Source organism: Klebsiella sp. 54 (assembly GCF_018223875.1).
Lineage (GTDB): Bacteria > Pseudomonadota > Gammaproteobacteria > Enterobacterales > Enterobacteriaceae > Klebsiella > Klebsiella quasipneumoniae.
Genome location: NZ_JAGRRA010000004.1, coordinates 26,124 through 50,805, shown reverse-complemented (window position 1 = coordinate 50,805; position 24,682 = coordinate 26,124). Strand labels below are relative to the sequence as shown.

General features: G+C 58.9%; 22 protein-coding genes. 10 read left to right on the top strand and 12 right to left on the bottom strand.

Annotated features, from left to right (window positions below; all coding sequences use genetic code 11):
* Positions 1-78: 78 nt before the first annotated feature.
* Positions 79-297 (top strand): YgdI/YgdR family lipoprotein, encoded by a 219-nt coding sequence (locus KHQ24_RS11715; protein WP_002915974.1) that lies wholly within the window; start codon positions 79-81, stop codon positions 295-297.
* Positions 298-518: 221 nt separating this feature from the next.
* The gene (locus KHQ24_RS11710) at positions 519-1,559 is read left to right on the top strand and encodes an NADP(H)-dependent aldo-keto reductase (protein WP_043520875.1); all 1,041 of its coding nucleotides are present in this window, start codon (positions 519-521) and stop codon (positions 1,557-1,559) included.
* A 198-nt stretch (positions 1,560-1,757) separates the two neighbouring features.
* Here KHQ24_RS11710 and lplT read toward each other — a convergent pair whose 3' ends face one another.
* Positions 1,758-2,951, bottom strand: a complete 1,194-nt coding sequence (gene lplT, locus KHQ24_RS11705; RefSeq protein WP_043520877.1) for a lysophospholipid transporter LplT — start codon at positions 2,949-2,951, stop codon at positions 1,758-1,760.
* Positions 2,944-5,103: a bifunctional acyl-ACP--phospholipid O-acyltransferase/long-chain-fatty-acid--ACP ligase gene (aas, locus tag KHQ24_RS11700; RefSeq protein WP_004205437.1), complete on the bottom strand. Its 2,160-nt coding sequence runs from the start codon at positions 5,101-5,103 to the stop codon at positions 2,944-2,946. The genes lplT and aas overlap by 8 nt, the downstream gene beginning before the upstream one ends.
* 620 nt (positions 5,104-5,723) lie before the next feature.
* Between aas and galR the strand changes: the two genes are divergently transcribed.
* Complete coding sequence (gene galR, locus KHQ24_RS11690) at positions 5,724-6,740, top strand: HTH-type transcriptional regulator GalR (protein WP_002915981.1); 1,017 nt, start codon at positions 5,724-5,726, stop codon at positions 6,738-6,740.
* Here the strand turns inward: galR and KHQ24_RS11685 are convergent.
* The 4 genes from KHQ24_RS11685 to KHQ24_RS11670 form a co-directional block, all read right to left on the bottom strand.
* Positions 6,701-7,180, bottom strand: coding sequence for a GNAT family N-acetyltransferase (locus tag KHQ24_RS11685; protein ID WP_017899241.1), 480 nt, complete (start codon positions 7,178-7,180; stop codon positions 6,701-6,703). The two genes, galR and KHQ24_RS11685, sit on opposite strands and share 40 nt — an antisense overlap.
* Entirely contained in the window at positions 7,177-7,950 is a 774-nt protein-coding gene (locus KHQ24_RS11680; protein WP_004205433.1) for a GntR family transcriptional regulator, read from the bottom strand. The genes KHQ24_RS11685 and KHQ24_RS11680 overlap by 4 nt, the downstream gene beginning before the upstream one ends.
* A gap of 67 nt (positions 7,951-8,017) precedes the next feature.
* Positions 8,018-9,445 (bottom strand): glycoside hydrolase family 1 protein, encoded by a 1,428-nt coding sequence (locus KHQ24_RS11675; RefSeq protein ID WP_211777287.1) that lies wholly within the window; start codon positions 9,443-9,445, stop codon positions 8,018-8,020.
* A 7-nt stretch (positions 9,446-9,452) separates the two neighbouring features.
* Positions 9,453-10,790, bottom strand: coding sequence for a PTS sugar transporter subunit IIC (locus tag KHQ24_RS11670; RefSeq protein WP_004205429.1), 1,338 nt, complete (start codon positions 10,788-10,790; stop codon positions 9,453-9,455).
* A gap of 299 nt (positions 10,791-11,089) precedes the next feature.
* Between KHQ24_RS11670 and KHQ24_RS11665 the strand changes: the two genes are divergently transcribed.
* Positions 11,090-12,091, top strand: a complete 1,002-nt coding sequence (locus KHQ24_RS11665; RefSeq protein ID WP_004229436.1) for a LacI family DNA-binding transcriptional regulator — start codon at positions 11,090-11,092, stop codon at positions 12,089-12,091.
* Here KHQ24_RS11665 and lysA read toward each other — a convergent pair.
* A complete protein-coding gene (gene lysA, locus KHQ24_RS11660; protein WP_004205426.1) occupies positions 12,084-13,346 on the bottom strand; it encodes a diaminopimelate decarboxylase in 1,263 nt (420 codons plus the stop codon). The two genes, KHQ24_RS11665 and lysA, sit on opposite strands and share 8 nt — an antisense overlap.
* 136 nt (positions 13,347-13,482) lie before the next feature.
* Here lysA and KHQ24_RS11655 point away from each other — a divergent pair, with 136 nt between their 5' ends.
* A complete protein-coding gene (locus KHQ24_RS11655; RefSeq protein ID WP_023319085.1) occupies positions 13,483-14,409 on the top strand; it encodes a LysR family transcriptional regulator in 927 nt (308 codons plus the stop codon).
* On the opposite strand, the gene KHQ24_RS11650 is transcribed toward KHQ24_RS11655, so the two are convergent.
* Positions 14,375-15,088 carry an aspartate/glutamate racemase gene (locus tag KHQ24_RS11650; RefSeq protein ID WP_136073348.1) on the bottom strand — a complete coding sequence of 238 codons (714 nt, stop codon included), beginning with the start codon at positions 15,086-15,088 and terminating at the stop codon, positions 14,375-14,377. The genes KHQ24_RS11655 and KHQ24_RS11650 overlap by 35 nt on opposite strands.
* A 139-nt stretch (positions 15,089-15,227) precedes the next feature.
* On the opposite strand from KHQ24_RS11650, the gene KHQ24_RS11645 reads away from it, so the two are divergent.
* The 5 genes from KHQ24_RS11645 to KHQ24_RS11625 all read left to right on the top strand — a co-directional run bounded on the left by KHQ24_RS11645 (position 15,228) and on the right by KHQ24_RS11625 (position 20,234).
* The gene (locus KHQ24_RS11645) at positions 15,228-15,554 is read left to right on the top strand and encodes a cupin domain-containing protein (RefSeq protein ID WP_004205420.1); all 327 of its coding nucleotides are present in this window, start codon (positions 15,228-15,230) and stop codon (positions 15,552-15,554) included.
* 451 nt (positions 15,555-16,005) lie between these two features.
* Complete coding sequence (locus KHQ24_RS11640) at positions 16,006-16,896, top strand: carbohydrate ABC transporter permease (protein ID WP_004205419.1); 891 nt, start codon at positions 16,006-16,008, stop codon at positions 16,894-16,896.
* Complete coding sequence (locus KHQ24_RS11635) at positions 16,889-17,791, top strand: carbohydrate ABC transporter permease (RefSeq protein WP_004205418.1); 903 nt, start codon at positions 16,889-16,891, stop codon at positions 17,789-17,791. Before KHQ24_RS11640 ends, KHQ24_RS11635 begins: the two co-directional genes overlap by 8 nt.
* Before the next feature lie 12 nt (positions 17,792-17,803).
* On the top strand, positions 17,804-18,931 hold the full coding sequence (locus tag KHQ24_RS11630; protein ID WP_017899248.1) for an ABC transporter ATP-binding protein: 1,128 nt from the start codon (positions 17,804-17,806) through the stop codon (positions 18,929-18,931).
* A gap of 16 nt (positions 18,932-18,947) precedes the next feature.
* Positions 18,948-20,234: an ABC transporter substrate-binding protein gene (locus KHQ24_RS11625; protein ID WP_004205415.1), complete on the top strand. Its 1,287-nt coding sequence runs from the start codon at positions 18,948-18,950 to the stop codon at positions 20,232-20,234.
* 71 nt (positions 20,235-20,305) lie between these two features.
* Here KHQ24_RS11625 and KHQ24_RS11620 read toward each other — a convergent pair whose 3' ends face one another.
* The 4 genes from KHQ24_RS11620 to KHQ24_RS11605 all read right to left on the bottom strand — a co-directional run bounded on the left by KHQ24_RS11620 (position 20,306) and on the right by KHQ24_RS11605 (position 24,612).
* On the bottom strand, positions 20,306-21,649 hold the full coding sequence (locus tag KHQ24_RS11620; protein WP_049004100.1) for a carbohydrate porin: 1,344 nt from the start codon (positions 21,647-21,649) through the stop codon (positions 20,306-20,308).
* Between the two features lie 121 nt (positions 21,650-21,770).
* Positions 21,771-23,204: a glycoside hydrolase family 32 protein gene (locus KHQ24_RS11615; protein ID WP_032456581.1), complete on the bottom strand. Its 1,434-nt coding sequence runs from the start codon at positions 23,202-23,204 to the stop codon at positions 21,771-21,773.
* Between the two features lie 19 nt (positions 23,205-23,223).
* A complete protein-coding gene (locus KHQ24_RS11610; protein WP_044613806.1) occupies positions 23,224-24,465 on the bottom strand; it encodes an MFS transporter in 1,242 nt (413 codons plus the stop codon).
* A 12-nt stretch (positions 24,466-24,477) separates the two neighbouring features.
* On the bottom strand, positions 24,478-24,612 hold the full coding sequence (locus tag KHQ24_RS11605; protein WP_017899252.1) for a hypothetical protein: 135 nt from the start codon (positions 24,610-24,612) through the stop codon (positions 24,478-24,480).
* Positions 24,613-24,682 lie beyond the last annotated feature (70 nt).

Here is a 24,682-nt window from a genome sequence, read left to right as displayed (position 1 = left end):
CTTTACTGCTTTTTATGTCTCACAAATCAGGCTATTAATAGACGGGTATGGGGTGCAGCTACTCAAGAGGTGATGACGATGAAAAAATGGGCAGTATTGATTTCCGCCGTAGGACTGGCGTTCTCGGTTTCCGGTTGCAGCAGCGATTACGTCATGGCGACCAAAGATGGGCGCATGATCCTGACCGACGGTAAACCTACCGTGGATGACGATACCGGTCTTATCAGCTACGAAGATCAGCAGGGTAATAAAATGCAGATCAATCGTGACGACGTTTCGCAAATCATTAAGCGTTAATTTTTCCCCGTCGGCCCCAGCCTCTGTTGACGCTGCGCTTACCGACAACCAGCCTTCTGAGAAGAGTCGGGACACACCAGGACACCGCGGGTTCCACCCACCGCCCCTCCTCGTCACCCGGCTTTTTTGATTTTTTTACTTCCTCTTTTTCTCACCCTCTGCCATGTTGATACTCCTTTGTCGGGGAATGCCTGACCTTATAAATAAAAAGGAAGCTGGCTATGCAGTATCACCGTATCCCACACAGTTCACTTGAAATCAGCACCCTCGGGCTGGGAACTATGACCTTTGGCGAGCAGAACAGCGAGGCCGATGCCCATCAGCAGCTCGATTACGCAGTCGCCAACGGCATCAATCTGATCGATGTCGCCGAAATGTACCCTGTCCCGCCGCGCCCGGAAACTCAGGGGCTAACTGAAACCTACGTCGGCAACTGGCTGGCGAAACGCGGCAATCGCGAAAAGCTGGTGCTCGCCTCGAAGGTCAGCGGGCCCGCGCGCAATAACGACAGCAGTATTCGACCAAACCACGTCCTGGACCGGAAAAATATCCGCGAGGCGCTGCACGCCAGCCTGAAGCGTCTGCAGACCGATTATCTCGACCTGTACCAGGTACACTGGCCGCAGCGCCCCACCAACTGCTTTGGCAAACTGGGCTACACCTGGGCCGACGCCGCCCCCGCGGTGACCCTGCTGGATACCCTCGAGGCGCTGACCGAGTTCCAGCGCGCCGGCAAGATCCGCTACATCGGCGTATCGAATGAAACCGCCTTCGGCGTGATGCGTTATCTGCACCTGGCGGATAAGCACGACCTGCCGCGGATCGTGACCATTCAGAACCCCTACAGCCTGCTGAACCGCAGCTTTGAAGTCGGCCTCGCGGAAGTGAGCCAGTTCGAAGGCGTGGAGCTGCTGGCCTACTCCTGCCTGGCTTTCGGCACCCTGACCGGGAAGTACCTCAACGGCGCGAAGCCGGCGGGGGCGCGCAATACGCTGTTCAGCCGCTTTACGCGCTACAGCGGCGAGCAGTCGCAGAAAGCGGTGGCGGCCTATGTGGATATCGCCCAACGTCACGGCCTCGATCCGGCGCAAATGGCGCTGGCCTTTGTGCGTCGGCAGCCGTTTGTCGCCAGCACCCTGCTGGGGGCGACGACCATGGCGCAGCTGCAGGCCAACGTGGAAAGTTTGCAGCTTGAGCTGAGCGAAGAGGTATTAGCGGAGATTGAAGCGGTGCATCAGGTTTATACCTACCCGGCACCGTAGCACGACCTGTCGACGCCAGCTTCTGGCGTCGCGTTGTTGCCCGGTGGCGGCTACGCCTTACCGGGCCTACGCTACCCATGGCGGGTAGCCGCCTCAGTAGCCGCGGTAGCCCGGATCAGGCGCAAGCCGCAACCCGGGAGTTTCTCTCTGCCGCGCGCCTGGCAGGGGCGACGATTTCAAGTCAACCGCGACGAGAAGTTATTTACGCCGCCCCCAGACCCACAGCGCGGCGATGGCTACAGCAAACACCGCGCCAAAGCCTATTCCCACAGCGACCGGCGGCACGCCCACGCTCACCGCCAGGGAATAGAGCCCCAGCATCAGCAGCATCGCCACGTTTTCGCCCAGGTTCTGTACCGCAATGGCGTTACCCGCCCCGACCGAATGTTTCCCGCGCTCCTGCAGCAGCGCATTCAACGGCACGATAAAGAAGCCGCCGAACACCCCGAGCAGCAGCAACAGACCGAACGCCGGCAGCAGCGACTGCTGCACGGCAAAGGCTATCACCGCGATACCGATCAAAATCCCGGCCGGCATACAGCGCGACACCGTCTCCAGGGTCACCAGCTTCGCCGCCGCCCCGGCTCCCAGTACAATCCCCACCGCCACCATCGCATTAAGATAGGTAGGCATGGCGTTGCTGGTAATGCCCAGCGCCACCGGCACCCAGATCACCAGCAGGAAGCGCAGGGTCACGCCAGCGCCCCAGAACAGGCTGGTGCCCATCAGCGAAAAGCGGGTTTCGCCGTTGCGCCACAGCGTGCGGCAGGCGCTGAAGAAGCTGTGCGTCATCGGCTTGAAACGCCATGACTGCCCCGGACGCGCCGCCGGCAGCCTGGGTATCCACAGGTTAGCCACCACCGCCCCACCGTAGACCAGCGCGCAGACGATCAGCGCCGCCAGCACGTGCCAGTCGGCGAGGATCCCGCCGGCCATGGAGCCCAGCAGGATCGCCGCGATGGTCGAGGACTCCATCAGTCCGTTAGCCTTCACTAACTTATCGCCGGTGGTCAGTTCGCCGAGAATGCCATACTTGGCCGGCGAATAGGCGGCGGCGCCAATCCCCACCAGCGTATAGCCGAGAAACGGATTCACGCCGAAGCAGATACAGCCGGCGCCAAGCAGCTTCAGGCCGTTGGCCACCATCATTACCCGGCCTTTGGCAAAGCTGTCGGCGAACTGGCCGACAAAGGGGGCAAAAAGGATGTAAGCGCCCACAAACAACATCTGCAGGACCGGCTGGCTCCACTCCGGATAATAGAGCTGCTTCATCAGCGCCAGGGTGGCGAAGAGAAGCGCATTGTCGCCGAAGGCCGACAGGAACTGGGCGCAGATCACCGCCATCATCCCTTTCGAATACAGCGACGGGTTAGTATGCACTGACTCACTCATGGGTTGTTTCCGCCTCGTCGACCATATTTTTCAGGGTGACATAGTCTGGCTTGCCGCTGCCGAGCACCGGCAGCTGTTTCAGCCAGCGTATATCGCGCGGCACCGCCAGCTCCGGTACGCCGTGCTGGCGAGCGTAGCGCAGCAGGGCTTCGCGAGTCAGTTCATTATCGGTGGTAAACAGCACCAGCGCCTCGCCTTTGCTGGCGTCCTGTTTAATCGCCGTGGCGTGCATTTTGTCCGGCGACGCGCCGAGGGCCACCTGCTCCACCATCTCAAGAGAAATCATTTCGCCAGCGATTTTGGCGAAGCGCTTCGCACGGCCCTGGATGCGGACATAGCCCTGCTCATCGAAAGTCACGATATCGCCGGTGTCATACCAACCCGCTTCCTTTTCGCCGTGCTGATTTTCCGCCGTCGGCGCTTCCAGCACCCCGGGATTTTCCACCCGCAGGTAGCCTTTCATAATGTTCGGCCCTTTCAGCTGCAGTCGTCCCCCCTGCTCAATGCCAGGCATCGCCAGCAGGCGGGCGTCCATCCCCGGCAGAATCCGCCCCACGGTGCCGACCTTCGCCGCCATGGGCACGTTGATCGAGACCACCGGGGCGCACTCGGTCACACCGTAGCCTTCGAGAATACGCAGGCCGAATTTATCCTGCCACAGCTGTTTGGTGCTCTCCTGCAGCTTCTCCGCCCCGGCGACCACGTAGCGGAGACGATAGAAATCATAGGGATTAGCGAAGCGAGCATAGTTGGCGAGGAAGGTTGAGGTGCCGAACAGCACAGTGCAGTTGCGATCGTAGACCAGCTCCGGCACCACGCGATAGTGCAGCGGGCTGGGATAGAGAAACACCTCCGCGCCGGTAAGCAGCGGCGTCAGCAGGCCGACGGTGAGGCCAAAAGAGTGGAACAGCGGCAGCGCCGACATAAAGCGGTCGTTAGCGGTAAAGTCGGCGATGGTTTTGATCTGCTCGACGTTGGCCAGCAGGCTTTTATGGCTGTGCACCACCCCTTTCGGGTTGCCCTCCGAGCCGGAGGTGAAGAGGATCATCGCCGCGTCTTCCGGCTGCTGCTTAACCTGCGCCAGACGCGGCGCCAGCAGATGGCCGAAAATCCACAGTTTGTCTGCGGGGGTGATATCGCCTTTGAGATCTTCCAGGAACACCCAACGCACCTGGGTCAGCTGCTCCGGCAGGTGCCAGAGCTTGCCTTTATCGAGGAAGGTGCGCGAGGTAAAAATGGTCTTGAGTTCCGCGGCGGCGATGGCGCTGCTGAGTCCTTTCACCCCGGCGGTATAGTTCATCATCGCCGGAATGCGCCCGCGGGCGATCGCGCCGAAAATCACCGCCGCGCTGATGCCGGCATTAGGTAGCATCAGGCCGATCTTCTCGCCCTGCTGACTGTATTTTTCCAGAATGCGGGCGACAAACAGGGTTTTGGTCAGCAGCTTGCGATAGGTATCCGGCTGGAAGTTGATATCCTCCACGCAGGGTTTGCGCGCGCCGAAGCGGTCTTGCGCCGCCAGCAGCGACTCATACAGGGTTTCCCGCGGGCGCACCGCCATCCGGGCCTCCATCATGATCTGATGCAGCATTTCCCCGGCGATTTTGCGCCGGTCGCGGGCGCGCGGCGCCTCGGGCATCGGCAGATGGGTAGGCGGCAGCAGGTGCAGCTGAATCCGCGGGAACAGGCGACGCTTTACCAGCCCCTTCAGCCGGCTGAAGGGCGTCAGTTCAGCGCCTTCAATGCGCAGCGGCACGATGGTCGCCTGCGATTTGGCGGCGACAAAGGCGGCGCCGTCATAAATTTTCATCAGCGAGCCGCTGACCGAGATTCGCCCTTCCGGGAAGATGACCACCGGCCGCCCCTGTTCGATCAGGCGCACCAGATGTTTGATCGACATCGGCTTGGTCGGGTCCAGCGGCACAAAATCGATAATCGGCGTCAGCGCGCGCATAAACCAGCGCTGGCTGATTGAGGTATAGACGGCAAAAACCGGTCGGACCGGCAAAAACAACGCCAGCAGAATGCCGTCGAGGAAAGAGACGTGGTTCGGGGTAATTAAGACTTTTTGCTGGTGCAAAGCCTGCGTGTCGCCGGTCAATCTGACCCGGTATAACCCCTTGAACAGCAGTCTGAAAAATCCCAATAGCATAACAACTCCATGTGACCGGTGATGAGTCAAAGCAGGTTACACGAGAAGGCGTGGGAAAGCAGTGCGGCGGGGGGATTTTCAGAATAAAAAAAACCTGCGCATCCGCGCAGGCTGGTGTAAGACGTCCAGTACGAAGAGCGTACCTGAGAAACTCACCTATCAATACCTCTGGGATCTCGATTGTCGCGTTTTTCGCCCGCTTCGGGCCAGCGGGAAAACGCAAGTGAGTGAGCCTAAGTGCAACCAGTTATTACGATTTTCGCTATCTGTAACAACGCCGGCGACGGGCAAAAAAAAACCTGCGCATCTGCGCAGGCTGGTGTAAGTAAAGTGGTCAACTTGACGTTGACTCCACCTATCAATACCTCTGGGAGAGCCAGAATATCAACCTGCTCGGCGGACAAACCAGCGAACATTCGCAACAGCGCATCGCAAAGTGTAAGCAAAGGTTTGTATTTCCCCGAGCCGGTTTCAATTACTGATAGCGTCAATGTAAACAGGTCACCGATAAGCCCGCTCTGAATCACATTTGCGCCATTCCTTCGCCGCCGCGCCTTGAATCTGCCGCTCTTTCCCGTAACATAGCAGTATGTAAACGCTTACCCTATAAAAGGCATGGTATGGCGACAATTAAGGATGTAGCCCGACTCGCAGGAGTCTCCGTCGCTACCGTCTCCCGCGTCATCAACAACTCTCCCAAAGCCAGCGAAGCCTCGCGTCAGTCCGTGGGCGCGGCGATGGAAACCCTCAACTATCACCCCAACGCGAACGCCCGGGCGCTGGCCCAGCAGTCCACGGAAACCGTCGGCCTGGTGGTGGGCGATGTCTCCGACCCCTTCTTCGGCGCGATGGTCAAAGCCGTCGAACAGGTAGCCTACCGCACCGGCAATTTTTTGCTGATTGGCAATGGCTACCACAACGTGCAAAAGGAGCGCCAGGCGATAGAGCAGCTGATCCGCCACCGCTGCGCGGCGCTGGTGGTGCACGCCAAAATGATCCCCGATGAGGAACTCGCCGGGCTGATGAAACAGATCCCCGGCATGGTGCTGATCAACCGCATCCTGCCCGGATATGAAACCCGCTGCGTGGCGCTGGACGATCGCTACGGCGCCTGGCTGGCGACCCGCCATCTGATCCAGCAGGGGCACACGCGTATCGGCTATCTGTGCTCAAACCACGATATCTCTGATGCGGAAGATCGCCTGCAGGGGTACTACGCGGCGCTGGAGGAGAGCGGCCTGCCGTGCAACGACCGGCTGGTCACGTTTGCCGAGCCGGATGAAAGCGGCGGCGAACAGGCGATGACCGAACTGCTTGGCCGCGGCCGCCACTTTAGCGCCGTCGCCTGCTATAACGACTCGATGGCCGCCGGCGCGATGGGGGTGCTGAACGACAACGGTATCGACGTCCCGCGGGAAATTTCGCTGATCGGCTTCGACGATGTCCTGATTTCGCGCTATGTCCGCCCGCGGCTGACCACTGTCCGTTACCCGATCGTCACGATGGCGACCCAGGCGGCCGAGCTGGCCTTAGCCCTGGCGGAGCAGCGCCCGGCGCCGGAGATCACCCACCTGTTCAGCCCGACGCTGGTGCGCCGTCATTCGGTGGTGGCCCCGCAGGAAGGCGATAAGTCGTAGCGATAGAGATGCACGGCGGTGGCCGGATAATCCAGCCCCTCGCCGATGTAGCGCCAGCCGAAGCGTTCATAAAAATCGCGGCAGGTGGAGTAGAGATAAAGCTCCTGATAGCCCGCGCGGCGGGCATAATCGATCACATGCCGCTGCAGCTGTCCGGCCAGCCCCTGACCGCGAGCGGCGGGCGCGACGTACAGCGCCGCCAGCCAGGGAAACAGATCCTGGCGGCTTATCAAATCGCAGCGCCAGAGGCCAATCGTTCCGAGCAGTTGCTCCCCTTCCACGGCAATAAAGGTCAGCGGTAGCGCCTCCGCCGTCTGGCTATGCTGCACAATGCTGGCGAAAAATTCCCGCGGCAGCGCCTCGCCGCCAAAGGCCTGCCACAGCCAGTCGGTCACCTGCCGGGCGAACTGCGGCGCGGCGTACAGCGGCAGGATCGTCATACCAGCTTCCCCTGAAAAATCGGCACCGAATCGAACAGATAGCCGTCAAAGTCCGGGGCGTCTTCATCGGACAGCTCCAGCAGACTGTTTTTGACGTTTTCCAGATGCTGCCACATCGCCTGCCAGGCGCCCATCACATCGCGACGCCGCAGCGCGGCGAGCAGCGTCTGCCGGTCGCCGAGCCACTTCAGCCGCCAGGCGCGGCTGGCAATATGCACATTGAACTGCTGCCACAGCGGGCTGCTGTCCATCTGCAGCCAGATCCGCTCCACCGTCGCCAACAGCATCTGGTTCTGCGTCGCCCCGGCCAGCACCAGATGGAACAGGCGGGCGTTATCCTGGGCGGTGTCGTTGAGAGCGATAGCCCGCTGCTCCTGCTCGATAATCCGCTTCAGATTGTCGATATCGGCGCGGGTGGCCATTTTCGCGGCAAAGGCGGCGATATTGCTCTCCAGCAGCTGGCGCGCCTGGAGAATTTCAAACGGACCGACGTCGCTGCTGAGCAACTGCTCTTCTTCGCTGTCGTTTTCATGCGGGATACGCATGACGTACACCCCGGATCCCTGACGGATATCCACCGTCCCCTGCAGCTCCAGCATCAGCAGCGCTTCGCGCACAATGGTCCGGCTGACGCCATAGGTTTCGGCAATATGGCGTTCCGGCGGCAAACGCGACCCGACCGGGTAGCGCCCCTGCGCAATCTGGGCGCGCAGGTCATCACCAATCTCCTGATAGGGCTTCTTTTCCGGCGGAATTATCGCTTTTTCCACAAAATCACCTGTGCGTTACATGCCTGCGAGTCAAATACGCCGCTATCTTAGCAAAGATTGCTCCCGGCTAGCGGTATTCATCGTCGATATCCAGCACCAGCTCACGCCGTTCGCCGAGCTGACAAAACCAGTGCGCCGAAGCTTTGGGCCGCCGGGCGCGATGGTTTTGCAGATCGATTTCGATTAGCCCGTAGCGGTTTTTAAAGGCGTTCATCGGCGACACGTTGTCGGTAAACGCCCACAGCATATAGCCCTGGCAGTTGGCCCCTGCCTCGCGGGCGCGCAGGGTGTGCCAGAGATGTTCGCTGATAAAACGAATGCGGTAGCTGTCATCGATGACGCCTTCGCGGTTACGGAACTGGCCTTCGTTTTCCACCCCCATCCCGCTCTCGGCCACGAACCACGGGATGTTGCGATAGTCATTTTTGATCCGCATCGCCATATCAAAGATGATTTGCGGGTAGATTTCCCAGCCGCGGGAGGCGTTCATCCGCCGGCCGGGCAGCTCAAACGGCTCATAATACCAGGCTGGATGGAACGGGGTATGCGGATGCCAGGCCCGCGACGGGGCTTTGACCCGGTGCGGATAGTAAAGGTTAATCCCCAGCTCATCGACGGTGTGCTCGCGGATAATCGCCAGCTCCTCCGCGCTGGCCTCCCACGTCACCTGATGCTGCTCAAGCAGCGCGAGAAGCGCCGGCGGCCAGACCCCGTGCACCAGCGGGTCGAGAAACATACGGTTGTAGAACAGATCGTAGATCTCCGCCGCGCGCAGGTCATGCGGGGCGCGGGAGCGTGGGTAGGTCACCTCCGGATTGAGGATGCAGCCAACGGTCCCGGGATAGCCGAGTTCGCGAAATCGCTTCACCACGCAGGCGGTCGCCAGCACCTTATGGTAGTTCCACTGCATCCAGGTGCTGGTGTTCTGCTCATAGGGCCAGCGCAGGGCATCCAGATAGACCCGGGTCTGCACCACGATCGGCTCATTAAAGGTAAACCAGCGGGTTACCTTCAGGTGGTAGCGGGCAAAGACCTGCTCCGCGTAGCGCACAAACAGCTCAACCACTTTTTTCGCCCCCCAGCCGCCATACTTTTCCAGCAGATAGCCCGGTAATTCGTAATGCTCAAGGCAGATCATCGGCGTAATGCCGTTGGCCAGTAGCGCATCGAACAGCTGGTCGTAATAGGCCGCATACTCCTCATCCACCGTGACGTTTTCATAGTCGATCAGAAAGCGCGACCAGTTGATCGAGGTGCGGTAGTGGGTCAGCCCGGCCAGCTTCATCAGCTGCACGTCTTCCTGAAAGCGGTTAATAAAATCGGTAGCCACCGCCGGGCCATAGCCGTTATGCCAGACGTGGCGGTCGTTTTTGTACCAGAGATCGGGCCAGGAGTCCTGCCCCGGTTTTTTCCCGCTCCAGCCCTCGGTCTGCCAGGCGGAAGCCGCCGCGCCAAGGATAAAATCATCGGGAATGGTCATCCGTACGGTAGTCATAGGCTCCTCAGACAGGGTTGGCGGTCTGTTGATTGTCGGCCTGACGCTGTGCGGCATCGGCACGGCGGGAGGCAATTTTGACGAAAGGCAGATAGATAAGCACCGCGACGACGATGCAGATAAGCTGGGTCACCACCGCTCCCATCGAGCCGGCGGTGGACAGCCAGGCGTTGATCAGCGGCGGCGTGGTCCAGGGCACCATCACCACCGCCTTGCCGGCGAAGCCGGTCAGGGTGGCGAAATAGCCGATGCTGCCGGTCACCAGCGGGGTGATGATAAACGGGATGGCGAGGATCGGGTTGAGCATGATCGGCATCCCGAAGATCACCGGCTCGTTAATATTGAACAGCCCCGGGCCTATCGACAGCTTGGCGATCTCTTTCATCTCTTTGCGCCTGGTGGCGATCATCACCGCAATCAGCAGGCCGATGGTCAGCCCCGAGCCGCCGATGCTCATGTAAACATCCCAGAAGGGCATCGTGATGATGTTCGGTACCTCTTTCCCCTGCTCAAAGGCGCTCATATTGACGGTGATCGCCCCCAGCAGCAGCGGCTCGCGGATCGGCTTGATCATCTGGTTGCCGTGAATACCGATCACCCAGAACAGCTGGGCGACGAACATCAGCAGCAGGATCCCCGGCAGGCTCTGCACCACCCGCTCCAGCGGCTGCTGCACCACCTGGTAGACCGCATCGTAGAGATACATTCCCGTCAGCTGGTGGAAGAGAAAACCAAAGGTGGCGATCGCGGTGGTGGTGATGATCGCCGGGATCAGCGCGGAAAAAGAGGCAGAGACGTTCGGCGGCACGGTATCCGGCATCTTGATCTTCAGTCCCTTGCGCCCCTCCAGCCAGCAGTAAATCTCGACCGACAGAATGGCGATGAACATTCCGAGGAACAGGCTACGGGTATCGGAGAACTGACGCAGCAGGACATCTTTCACCACGTGCATCTGGCCATCGACCATCATCTCCACCGTGGTCGGCGTGACGCAGATAAAGCAGATCACCGCCAGCAGGCCGGGAAACAGGCTTTTGATGCCGTTGATCCGCCCCAGCTCAATGCCGATCAGAAACACGGCGCCGATATTGAGGAAGTTGAGCGTGGCGTAGTTCAGCGCGCTGGTGATCGGCTTCAGCGCCGCGAGAAAGGAGAGTGAGGAAAAGCTGGCGAGCCCATTCTTCGGATCCAGCACCATATTGGAGATCAGCACCGAAAAGGCCCCGACGATGATCACCGGCATCAGGGTAATAAACGCCGATTTGATCGCCATAATGTAGCGATAGCTGTTGAATGTCGTCGCGAAACGCCCCAGCGCGTCGATCAGTTTGTCCTGTAATGCCATAAAAGAGTACCTCAGAGTAAAGGGCTTATTGCGGCCAGGTAGACAGCCAGAGACTTTTGGCATACCAAAACATAGTCGCCAGGCAAAAATTGTTCTGTGACAGCGCTCGCAACCCGCTTCGTGGTATCCCAAATATCGATAAAAACAGCCATTGGCATACCAGATAACGCCGGTTGGTCAGTTCCTGCTAAAAGCGTGATCGCGATGGTTTTTCCGCCCCGCCCCGTCGATATGTCCCTTTTCGGTCTGTGATAAACTGCGCCTTACCACGTGAAATCAGGAATCGATGAATGGCTACAATGCTGGATGTCTCAATTCGCGCAGGCGTCTCGAAAGCGACGGTTTCCCGCGTGTTGAACGGCACAGGTCAGGTGAAAGAGAGCACCCGCCAACAGGTCTTTAAAGCGATGGAAGAGCTGGGCTACCGGCCGAATTTCCTTGCCCGCTCGCTGGCCAATCAGACCAGCAACAGTATCGGGCTGGTTGTCTCCACCTTTGACGGCTTCTACTTTGGCCGTCTGCTGCAGCAGGCGTCACGCCAGACAGAAGCCTGGGGAAAACAGCTTATCGTCACCGACGGCCATGATACGCCGGAGCGCGAAGAGGAAGCGGTGCAGATGCTCGCCGACCGGCAGTGCGATGCGATCATCCTCTATACCCGGCATATGAGCGAGAAGGCGATCATGTCGCTGATTAACTCGATCGCCATGCCGCTGGTGGTGATTAACCGTGATGTGGCGCAGGCCCGCGAACGCTGCGTGTTTTTCGAACAGCAGGAAGCCGCCTTCCAGGCCGTGGAGTATCTGATTACCCAGGGCCACCGCGATATCGCCTGCATCACCGTCCCGATGCACACCCCCACCGGCCAGGCGCGCCTGCAGGGCTATCGCAACGCGCTGATAAAACATGGTATTGAATGGGATCCGAGCCGGGTGAAATACGGGGACTCGACGATGACCCGCGGCTACGAGCTGTGCCGGGAACTGCTGGACGAGAAAGCCCGCTTCAGCGCGCTGTTTTCCTGTAACGATGATATGGCGCTGGGGGCCTCAAAGGCGCTGCATCAGGCGGGGCTGCGTATTCCGCAGGATGTGTCGCTGTTTGGCTTCGACGATGCGCCAAGCGCGAAATGGCTGGAGCCGGGGCTGTCGACGGTCTATCTGCCGATCGACAACATGATCACCACGGCTATCGATCAGGCGATCAAGCTTGCTAACCAGCAGCCGATCGAAACGATCCCGCCGTTCACCGGCACGCTGGTGTTGCGTGAGTCGGTGACGACGGGACCTTTTTTTAAATAAGCTCCAAGGCCAGCAGCTCCTGGATGGTCTGGCGACGGCGGATCAGCCGCGCCTTGCCGCCATCAAACAGCACCTCCGGCAGCAGCGGACGGCTGTTATAGTTGGATGACATCGAAGCCCCGTAGGCGCCAGTGTCATGGAGCACCAGATAATCCCCTGGGGCCACCGCCGGCAGCAGACGGGTCTCGACTTTCCCCCCTTCCTGCTGGGTAAAGACGTCCCCGGACTCGCACAGCGGCCCGGCCACCACGGTCTCCACCTGCGGCGCGGCACTGAGATCGCGGCCATCCGCCGCCAGAGCGGTGATATGATGATAGCTGCCGTACATTGCCGGGCGCATCAGGTCGTTAAAGCCAGCGTCAATCAGCACGAAGTGGCGGCTGCCCATCTCTTTCACGCTGCGCACCTGCGACACCAGCACGCCGGACTCGGCCACCAGGAAGCGTCCGGGTTCAATCTCCAGTTTCACCGGGTGACCCAGATGGGTGGCGATCTGCTCCCGGGCGCGGTTCCACAGGCCATAATAGTGAGCGGTGTCGATGGCCTCTTCGCCCTCGCGGTAAGGAATAGACAGGCCGCCGCCGGCGGAGATGGCCTGCAGATCCTGACCAAAGTCGACAACCTGGCGCACCATCGCGCCGCACACCTGCTCCAGGTGACCATAGTCGACGCCAGAGCCGATATGCATATGGATCCCCACCAGCTGCAGCTGATAGCGACGCATCACTTCCAGCGCCGCCGGCAGGTGGCTGTACCAGATGCCATGCTTGCTGTTCTCACCGCCGGTATTGGTTTTCTGGCTGTGGCCGTGGCCAAAGCCCGGGTTGACGCGCAGCCAGACGCGATGGCCCGGCGACACCTCCCCCAGCTGGCTTAGCATGTCGATCGAACCGGCGTTCACCGGGATCTGTAACGCCTTGACGCGATCGAGGGTGGCGTCGTCGATCAGATCGGCGGTGAAGACAATATCCTCTGGATTCTGCTGCGGATCGTAGCCTGCCGCCAGCGCACGCTCGATCTCCCCCAGCGACACCGAGTCCACCTTCACCCCCTGCTCACGCATCAGACGCAGAATATGGATGTTAGAGCAGGCTTTTTGCGCAAAACGCACCACGTCAAACTGGCTGAGCTGGGCAATCTGGCGGCGAATAATCTGCGCATCATAGACCCAGACCGGGCAGCCAAATTCCGCCGGCAGGCGCAGCAGGTTGTCCGCGGTTAGATCGGTATCAGTGGCGTAAAGCGAATGTGGCATAAAAACTCCGGTGCAGTGCGTGTGTTGGTCGCTGTTTTTTCTGATTACGCCACAGTGCCTGACCAATAAAAAATATCGTTTTATCGCGACTCTATGCAAAAATGATATGATTACAGCCGAGCCTCAGGGAGACCGCATGCCAGCCGTCAATTTGCGCCATATCGAAATCTTTCACGCGGTGATGACCACCGGCAACCTGACCGAAGCCGCGAGGATGCTGCACACCTCGCAACCCACCGTCAGCCGCGAGCTGGCGCGCTTTGAGAAGGTGCTCGGCCTGCGGCTGTTTGAGCGGACCCGCGGTCGCCTGCAGCCAACCGTGCAGGGCCTGCGCCTGTTTGAGGAGGTTCAGCGTTCCTGGTACGGCCTGGACCGCATCGTCAGCGCCGCCGAGAGCCTGCGCGAGTTTCGCCAGGGCGAGCTGTCGATCGCCTGCCTGCCGGTGTTTTCCCAGTCCTTTCTGCCGCTGCTGTTGCCGCCGTTTCTCGCCCGCTACCCGGAGGTCAGCCTGCAGATCGTCCCCCAGGAGTCGCCGCTGCTGGAGGAGTGGCTCTCCGCCCAGCGCCATGACCTTGGCCTGACGGAGACCCTGCATACCCCGGCGGGCACCGAACGCACCCCGCTGCTGACGCTGAATGAAGTCTGCGTGCTGCCTGCCGGCCATCCTCTGGCGGCGCAGACGACGCTGACCCCCGCCGATTTTCAGGGCGAAAATTACATCAGCCTGTCGCGCACCGACAGCTATCGCCAGCTGCTCGACGCCCTGTTCCTTGAGCATCAGGTTAAACGGCGGATGGTGGTCGAAACCCACAGTGCGGCCTCGATCTGCGCCATGGTGCGCGCCGGCGCCGGGATCTCGGTGGTTAACCCGCTGACCGCCCTGGACTATGCCGATAGCGGCGTGGTGGTGCGCCGCTTCAGCGTCGAGGTGCCGTTTACCGTCAGCCTGATCCGCCCGCTCCATCGCCCGCGCTCGGCGCTGGTCGATGCCTTTGTGACGCACCTGCAGCAGAGTCTGCCGCAGATCCTCACACCGCTGGCGTCGGTCCTGCAGAGAGCATAAAGTTGACCGCGTCTTCCGCATGGATCGCCGCGGTGTCAAAGACCGGCAGCGGGCTGAGCTCGGCAGGCACCAGCAGGCCTATCTCCGTACAGCCGAAAATAACCCCTTCCGCTCCCTGCTCCGCCAGGGCGGCGATCGTCTGCAGATAATAGTCCCGCGATGCCTCGCTGAAGGTGCCGAGACAGAGCTCGTCGAAGATGATCTGATTGATCCGCGCCCGATCGTCGGCCTCGGGGATCAGCGTCTCGATGGCAAACAGCTCCTGCAGACGACCGCGATAAAAGGTCTGCTCCATGGTATAGCGAGTGCCCAGCAGCGCGACCCGCCGCTGGCCTTTGGCGGCAATCGCCCGCCCGGTGGCATCGGCGATATGCAGAAAGGGAACCTGGCAGCGGGCGGCGATGGCATCCGCTACCTTGTGCATGGTGTTGGTGCACAGGACAATGCCCTCGGCGCCCGCCTGCTGGAGCCCGACCGCGGCTTCGGCAAGGATCGCCCCGGCGCGATCCCAGTCGCCGGCGGACTGACAGGCTTCGATGTCGTGAAAATCGACGCTGTGCAGCACCAGGCTGGCGGAGTGCAGCCCGCCCAGTCGCGCCTTCACGCCTTCATTAATCAGGCGATAGTAAGGGATCGTTGACTCCCAGCTCATGCCGCCTAACAGGCCAATGGTTTTCATCTTCTGCTCCTTATGTCGTTTCTGCCAGTGAAACAAACTTGTGATCAACTTTCCACTTCTCTGGCCGCGTATTTCTTTTTCATGAAGAGTGGGATAAGTTAAGTGAAACAACGTTTCATTTTAACAACAGGATCGCCCGATGTTTATTTTCCATAAAGACACCACCCTTGAAGACCTCGGCAATGGCGTAACCCGCCGCATTCTGGCGCACGACGGCAAAATGATGGCCGTAGAGGTGAATTTTGCCGCCGGCGCCGTCGGCCCGATGCATAACCATCCTCACGAACAGCTCACCTATGTGCTCTCGGGCGAGTTCGAGTTCACTATCGGCGAGGAGACGCGCGTCGTCAGCGCTGGCGATACGCTGTATAAGCAGCCGGGGATCATGCACGGCTGCGTCTGTCTGCAGCCCGGCACGCTGCTCGACACCTTTACCCCGATCCGCGAAGATTTTCTCGCACGCTGATGAAAGACGGGGGCGATCGCCGCCCCCGATCCAGGTTTCACAGCACGCGCTAAAAAAGATGCCGCCCCAATCATTATCCTGGTAATAATATTTCCCGCTCAGTTCAGACTGATTATTCCTTGTTTTCAAGCTCCCTAAGATCCTTAAAGTGCTTACCACCTCACCTTTTTGAAACATCGTTTCGACTTTGATCACATTTCCATCCAGATCTGCATGACGCGGAAATAAATCGCAATAAAATGAAATTAAAACGGTGTTTTATAAAAAAAGATCAGCATGAAAAAGAACCTGACGGCCCCTCCACGCTGGGCCAGATAAAACTTAAGCCATTCATTAACAAGGATATGTTAACCAGAGGAAACGTTCAGACTTTTTGCGTTGGTCGCGGCAAAAGGCCGACAGCGCCGCGTCACCCGATCCGTATTACAACTCGTAAGCCAGGTAGGTATGTATGAATGAAAACAAGCTGCTGGGATTGGCATGGATATCGCCCTATATCATCGGGCTGATTGTCTTTACTGCTTTTCCTTTTGTTTCATCTTTCTTTCTCAGTTTTACTGAGTACGACTTGATGAGTCCGCCGGTATTTAACGGCATTGAAAACTATCGCTATATGTTGACCGAGGATAGCCTGTTCTGGAAATCGATGGGGGTGACCTTTGCCTACGTCTTTTTAACCATCCCCTTAAAACTGGCTTTCGCCCTCGGCATTGCCTTTGTGCTCAATTTCAAACTTCGCGGCATCGGCTTTTTCCGAACCGCCTACTACATCCCGTCGATCCTCGGCAGCTCGGTGGCGATTGCCGTGCTGTGGCGCGCCCTGTTCGCCATTGACGGCCTGCTGAACAGCTTTCTCGCCGTCTTTGGCATCGATGCCGTCAACTGGCTGGGGGAACCCTCGCTGGCTTTAATGTCGGTCACCCTGCTGCGCGTCTGGCAGTTTGGCTCCGCGATGGTCATCTTCCTCGCCGCCCTGCAGAACGTCCCGCAGTCGCAGTATGAGGCGGCAATGATCGACGGCGCCTCGAAGTGGCAGATGTTTATGAAGGTCACCGTGCCGCTGATCACCCCGGTGATTTTCTTCAACTTTATTATGCAGACTACCCAGGCGTTCCAGGAGTTTACCGGCCCGTACGTGATAACCGGCGGCGGCCCGACCTATTACACCTACCTGTTCTCGCTCTACATCTACGATACCGCCTTTAAGTACTTCGACATGGGCTATGGCGCCGCGCTGGCGTGGGTGCTGTTCCTCGTCGTGGCGGTCTTTGCGTCGATCGCCTTTAAGTCATCTAAATACTGGGTCTTCTACTCCGCCGATAAGGGAGGCAAAAATGGCTGATATTCAACAGATGGCGCCGGTGATGAGCGACGCCGATCGTGAGGTCGCCCGTACGCTGCGCCGGGAAAAAGTGAGCCGGGTGGTGCGCTACGTCGTGCTGATATTCGTCGGCCTGCTGATGCTCTACCCGCTGGCGTGGATGTTCTCCGCCTCGTTCAAGCCGAACCATGAGATCTTCACCACCCTCGGGCTGTGGCCGACCCACGCCACCTGGGACGGGTTTATCAACGGCTGGAAGACCGGCACCGAATACCATTTCGGCCACTATATGCTGAACACCTTTAAGTATGTGATCCCGAAGGTGGTGTTAACCATCATCTCCTCCACCATCGTGGCGTACGGCTTTGCGCGCTTTGAGATCCCGTGGAAGAAGTTCTGGTTCGCGACGCTCATCACCACCATGCTGCTGCCGAGCACCGTCCTGCTGATCCCGCAGTACCTGATGTTCCGCGAAATGGGGATGCTGAACAGCTATCTGCCGCTGTACTTGCCGCTGGCCTTCGCCACCCAGGGATTCTTCGTCTTCATGCTGATCCAGTTTCTGCGCGGCGTGCCGCGCGATATGGAAGAGGCGGCGCAGATCGACGGCTGCAACTCCATCCAGGTGCTGTGGTATGTGGTGGTGCCGATCCTCAAGCCGGCCATTATCTCGGTGGCGCTGTTCCAGTTCATGTGGTCGATGAATGACTTTATCGGTCCGCTGATCTACGTCTACAGCGTCGATAAGTATCCCATCGCGCTGGCGCTAAAAATGTCTATCGACGTCACGGAAGGCGCGCCGTGGAACGAAATTCTGGCAATGGCGAGCATCTCCATTCTGCCGTCCATCATCGTCTTCTTCCTGGCTCAACGCTACTTCGTGCAGGGCGTGACCAGCAGCGGAATCAAAGGTTAAGAGGGAAATATCATGGCTGAAGTGATTTTCAACAAACTGGAAAAAGTTTACTCCAACGGGTTTAAAGCGGTGCATGGTATCGACCTGAAGATTGCCGATGGCGAATTTATGGTGATCGTCGGCCCTTCCGGCTGCGCCAAATCGACCACCCTGCGCATGCTGGCGGGTCTGGAGACCATCAGCGGCGGCGAGGTGCGGATCGGCGACAAGATCGTCAACAACCTGGCGCCTAAATCCCGTGGTATTGCGATGGTGTTCCAGAACTACGCCCTCTATCCGCATATGACGGTGCGCGAAAACCTCGCCTTTGGCCTGAAGCTGAGCAAGCTGCCCAAGGCGCAGATTGATCGGCAGGTGGAGGAAGCGGCGAAAATCCTCGAACTGGAGGAGCTGCTGGAACGTCTGCCGCGCCAGCTCTCCGGCGGCCAGGCGCAGCGCGTGGCGGTGGGCCGGGCGATCGTCAAAAAACCGGACGTCTTCCTGTTCGACGAGCCGCTCTCCAACCTGGACGCCAAGCTGCGCGCCTCGATGCGCATTCGCATTTCCGATCTGCATAAGCAGTTGAAGAAATCCGGTAAACCGGCGACCACCGTCTACGTTACCCACGATCAGACGGAAGCGATGACCATGGGCGACCGCATCTGCGTGATGAAGCTCGGCCACATTATGCAGGTCGATACCCCGGACAACCTTTACCACCAGCCGAAAAATATGTTTGTCGCCGGCTTTATCGGCGCGCCGGAGATGAATATTCGCCCCAGCCAGCTGGTTGAGCACGACGGCCGCCTGTGCCTGACCCTTGGCGACCAGCGCCTGCCGTTGAACGACCGTCTGGCGGAGAAAGTCGGCGCCTATCAGCATCAGGAGGTGTTCTACGGGGTCCGCCCGGAATTCGTGTCGCTCTCCGACGCACCGTTCGCCGAAGGCGGCTGCATGGGCGAGATGGTGCGGGTGGAAAACATGGGTCATGAGTTCTTTGTCTATCTGCAGGTCGCGGGCTACGAGCTGACCGCTCGCGTGCCGTCGGACGATGCGAAGCCGATGATTGCTAAGGGACTGAATCGAAAAGTCTATTTCACCTTTGATCTTAACAAGTGTCACATCTTTGACGCCAAAACCGAACAGAACCTCTCTCTGTGAACCCTGGAGCATAACAATGAAAAACGTGCTGATAAGCGCCACCCTCTCCGCCACCCTGGGCCTTAGCGCCTTCTCCTCGCTGGCGCAGGATGTCGACCTGCGCATGTCCTGGTGGGGGGGCAATGGCCGCCATCAGGTGACCCTCAAGGCGCTGGAGGCTTTTCACCAGCAATATCCTGATATCAATGTCAAAGCGGAATATACCGGTTGGGACGGCCATCTTTCGCGCCTGACCACCCAGATAGCCGGCGGCACCGAGCCTGACGTGATGCAGACCAACTGGAACTGGCTGCCGATCTTTTCGAAAAATGGCGATGGCTTTTACGATCTCAATACTCTGAAAGACGAGATCGATCTCAGCCAGTTTGACGCCAAAGAGCTGCAGTCCACCACGGTCAACGGCAAGCTCAACGGCATCCCGGTGTCGGTCACCGCCCGCGTTTTCTACTTTAACGACGAAGCGTGGAAAAAGGCGGGCATCCCTTTCCCGAAAACCTGGGATGAACTGCTGGCGGCGGGAAAAACTTTCGAAAGCAAACTCGGGAAACAGTACTACCCGGTGGTGCTTGAGCACCAGGACGTGCTGGCCCTGCTCAACTCTTACATGGTGCAAAAATACAACCAGCCGGCCATCGATGAGAAGGGCCGCAAATTCTCCTACAGCAAAGCGCAGTGGGCGGACTTCTTCGGCATGTATAAGAAGCTTATCGACAGCCATGTGATGCCGGACACCCGCTACTATGCCTCGTTCGGCAAGAGCAACATGTACGAGATGAAGCCGTGGATCCAGGGTGAATGGGGCGGGACCTACATGTGGAACTCCACCATCAATAAATATTCCGACAATCTGAAGCCGCCGGCGAAGCTGGTGCTGGGGGAATACCCGATGCTCCCCGGCGCCACCGATGCCGGACTGTTCTTCAAGCCTGCGCAGATGCTGTCCATTGGCAAATCGACGAAAAACCCGCAGGCGGCGGCGAAATTAATTAACTTCCTGCTGAACAGTAAAGAAGGGGTGGATATTCTGGGTCTGGAGCGTGGCGTGCCGCTGAGCAAAGCGGCGGTCACCTACCTGACCGAGGACGGGATCATCAAAGCCGACGATCCGGCGGTGTCCGGCCTGAAGCTGGCGCAATCCCTGCCCACCACCCTGCCGGTCTCGCCGTACTTCGACGACCCACAGATCGTCGCCCAGTTCGGCACCACCCTGCAGTACATCGACTACGGTAAAAAGTCGGTGGAAGAAGCGGCCGAGGACTTCCAGCGCCAGACCGACCGCATTCTGCGCCGCGCGATGCGTTAACCTGCCCACCTGAACTCTCCCGCGGCGTCCGCCGCGGGAGAGCCTGCCTGAGTATCCTGTCAGAAGAAATATCAGAAGAAATATTTAAAGCGCACCCGGGCGCCATAGCGTTCGTCGGGATTCCCGCTCTTCGCCGCCGTGGAATCGAGCCACGAGGCGTAGGCGCCAAGGTAAATATTGAAGTTCGGCATCGCCATAATATTCGGCAACTGCCAGGATGTATGCACGGTATGGATGTCATAGCGCCCCGGCGCGAGGATTGCGCAGTCGCCATCGCATTCGCCATTCACCCCGGCCATGTTGAACTGATCGATTTTGTTATGCGCGTAGATATAGCCCAGCTCCACGCGATGCCACAGGGCATTGATTCCGGCGCTGAAGTCGGTTTCATCCGCCGCGTCCAGCAGGGCAGTACTCAGATTGACCACCGCCCCATCGTGCGGATCGCTTTTCAGGGTGTTCCAGCTCATGGTCATCCCGTAGCCGGTGCGGTTTGACTGGTCGACCCAGCGCCCGCTCTGACTCTGATAGCCGTAGGCGTTGTTGACGAGGTTGCTCTCAATCGCTGCCGCCGCCGACCAGGCGCCGGACTGCCACACCGCCACCGGCCGCACGTACACCACGTTTTTGCGGTTTTCCAGCGCATTACCGTGATAGTTCTGATCGACAAACAGCGAACTGCCGTCCTCCACCAGGGTATTGACCTCGAAATACCAGTTATCTACGGTTTTGCTGAACAGGAGGTTGCCGCCGCTGCTGCTGCGGCCGCGCCCCTCTTTCATCATGTAAATATAGCCATAGCCGTCGGAATAAAGGTCGTTGGCGGTATTTCCTGAATATTCAATAAAGGTATCCTGATTCAGGGGGAACATATCCCAGGCTTCAAAGCGGCCTATTTTTATTTTCCAGTCATCCTGCTGACCAAAGAAAAATACCGCATCGTCGAGATTCATTTTGCCATCCATATCCGCCAGCGGCTGCACGCTGAATCCGGCATATTTCCCGTCGTCGCCATTACGTCTGCCATCAAAACCCAGCAGAATACGGCCATTAATATCCCAGCGTTCTTTCTCGCCGGGCGCCCAACTTTTATTCGCGCTGGTTTTGACCGACGTCAGGCTACCGGTGCGGCTGGCGCCATCAAGATTAAATTCGACGTCGCCATAAAATTTTAATTCGCCATTGTCGTTCAGCTGCAGGCGCGGCGTAGCCGGCGCCGCGCGGGCGACCGTCGTGGCCTGCTGCTGGCCTTTCAGCGTTTTAATCTCCGCCTCTGCGCTGGCGGCGCGCGCCTCCGTCGCCTTCAGCCGCTGCTCCATTTGCGCCAGCCGCTCTTCCAGCGATAACGGCGCCTGCGCCATCGCCTGTGGCAGATACAGAGACGTGAGAAAACACCCGACCCAGATTTTATTCATCGGTAAACCCTTTTATTATGGAATGAACTGAATTTTTTATTAATGGGTAATGCACGACGATACAGGCAATAATAACCCGCCCATCGTCAAAGACGGGTTATTAACGACAACAGCCTTTTTATTATTCGAGCTGCCAGGCTCCGGCTTCGGTTAATGCCGCCGAACCGCTCCAGGCAAATAACGCTAATTCACGGCGGGGAGCCTGCGGATAGATACGGCTGCTCAGGCAGGCCTCGCCGTCATTGACAAAAACCTCCACCGAAGAGCTATCGAAAAATATCCGCAGATTGAGATCCGCCCCGGCGGTCAACGGTACGCTGCGCGTCCCGCACAGGCCATACTGCGGATAATGCCGCTCCAGCACCAGACGCTGCTGTTGGGCATCCACGTAGAGGCGCAGGCCATCGCCAAAGCGCAGACCATACTGCTCGGCGCTGCTGCTGGCGCAGTTCCAGCGCAGGTTGACCTCCATCGCCTCGCAGTTGTCGACCATCGTGGTCTGCTGATTGTTCAGGGTGCTTACCGGCCACGGGAACCAGGCGCCGCGCAGGCTCTCCACTTCTTTCGCCGGGCGCATCTGCAGGCGGTTATCCGCGCTCAGGCTCAGCTCGCGCGGCAGGGAGAGCATGCCCGCCCAGCCGTCCTGCTGCTCCGGCAGCGGCGATTCCCACATATCCAGCCAGCCTATCACGATCCGCCGGCCATCGGGGGTGGCGAAGCTTTGCGGCGCATAGAAATCGTGGCCGTGATCCATCTCCGTGAACTCGCCGTGGCGGACGAATCGCTGCCCCGGCTGCCACTCGCCGATCAGATAGCCGCTCTGGAACAGGTTGCGGTTGCGGAACCCCTCGGCCTGCATCCCCTGCGGGGAAAACATCAGGACGCGTTTGCCGTTGAGGGTGAAGAAGTCCGGGCACTCCCACATATAGCCCATGGTGCTTTCCGCTTCATCCAGCACCCCCGCGTCCTGCCACTGGCGCAGATCGGCTGAACGGTACAGCCGTACCTGACCGGTGTCGCCTTCGCGCGCGCCGACGATCATGTACCAGCTGTCTCCCTCCCGCCAGACCTTCGGGTCGCGGAAATGGTGCATGCCCGGCGGAGTGTCGACCACCATCCCCTGGCGCTCGAAGTGGATCCCGTCCCGGCTGGTGGCCAGGCACTGTACCTGATACAGATTGGCTTCGTCGCCAGGGTCGCCGTGGAATTTATGCCCGGTGTAAATCAGCGCCAGGGTATCGCCATCGACCACCGCCGAGCCGGAGAAGCAGCCGTCTTTATCCTCCGGCCCCTCCGGCGCCAGGGCCACCGGCAGATGCTCCCAGTGCACCAGATCCTTGCTCCGCGCATGCCCCCAGTGCATCGGCCCCCACTGGGTGGAGTACGGGTGATGTTGATAAAAAGCATGGTACCAGCCGTCGAACCACACCAGACCGTTTGGGTCGTTGATCCACCCGGCGCGGGCCGCCAGGTGATAGTGCGGATACCAGCGCAGATTGAGCGCCTGGCGTTGTGTCTGGAGTACCTGTTCAGCCCTGGAGATTGTGTAAGTCATCATTTTCACTCTTTTTGATTCAGATAGCGGTAGGTTGCGACACCAGCGGATCGGCGGAGGATTTGCCGGAGCGCAACAAGAAGATGGAAATAAAGGTGGTGCAGAACACCAGCAGGCCCATGATCAGATAGGACTGAGCGAAGCCATATTTTTCATAGCTGTAGCCCGCCAGCGGCGACAATACGCTGGCGATAATCGAGCTGGTGCAGGCGAAGCCCACCAGATAGAGGGTGGAGGAGAGGCGTTTATCGAAGTTGATGCTGTTGTACTTAAAGATAGCCACCAGCAGTATCGGCAGCTCCACCGCGTGCAGCAGTTTGGTGATGGAGATCAGCAGCGGCCCCTCCACCAGGCCGGAGGCCACCATGCGCATCGCCATCACCATGCCGGCGAAAATCAGACCGTTTTTGGCGCCGATGCGGTTCACCAGCCACGGCGCGCAGAACATGCCGGTCGCCTCGAGGAACACCTGGAAGGAGTTAAGGTAGCCATACATCTCATTGCCTTCCTGCAGGGTCGCGAACTGCGATGAGAAATAGACCGGGAACTGCTGGTCATAGACGCCGTAGATGCAGGTGCCGATGACGAAGAAGACCAGCGCCCAGAAGCGCGGCAGCGTCAGCAGGCGCAGCGCATCTTCCAGGGTCACCTTGCCGCCCGAAACCGCCTCCTGCATCGCATGCGGTGCCGAGGAGACGCGCAGCCGGGCCAGCAGAATAAAAAACACCAGTCCGGAGCAACTGGCGACGAGGAAGTTAAGCTGCGGGTTGATGTTAAACAGCAGACCGGCGAAGAAGGTGGCCACCGCCCAGCCCAGCGAGCCCCACATCCGCGCCCTGCCGAATTCAAACTGGCTCTGGCGCGCCACGCGCTCGGTATAGGATTCCAGCACGCCAATGCCGCCGTTAAAGGTCAAGCCGATGTAGATCCCGCCGAAGATGCTGCCCAGCAGGACGTTAATTTTCAGCAGATGGCCGAACAGCAGATACGCCGGACCGGAGAGGATCAGCAGCGCGGTGATATACCAGAGCAGATGTTTGCGCAGCCCCAGCTTATCCTGGATAAAGCCATAGCAAACTTGCGCAAACAGCGCGGAAACCGACAGCACGGCGTAGATGATACCGGTATCGCCGGCCTTCAGCCCCACCTCCTGGTGCAGCCAGATGGAAAGCAAGGAGCCGGATGACGACCAGGTCACGAAAAAGAAAAACAGTAAGGCACTGAGCAACGGGTAGCTGTGTGAGTGATGCGCTTTCATCATGACATTCTCGTGTTAGAGGAATGCAATTATGGTAACGTTAACAAAAAACAAAGCGCAGAGGGATTCGCTGCGATATATGATGTTAATCACAAAGGTTAACGTTAACATAATGAAGATGCGATCGCGATCAAAAATCAACCGCAACATCGCTCACGACGGCGTTAGCAGAAAATCGTTTCACGCTTTTACATCAGCGACTTAGTTGTATAGCCTGTAC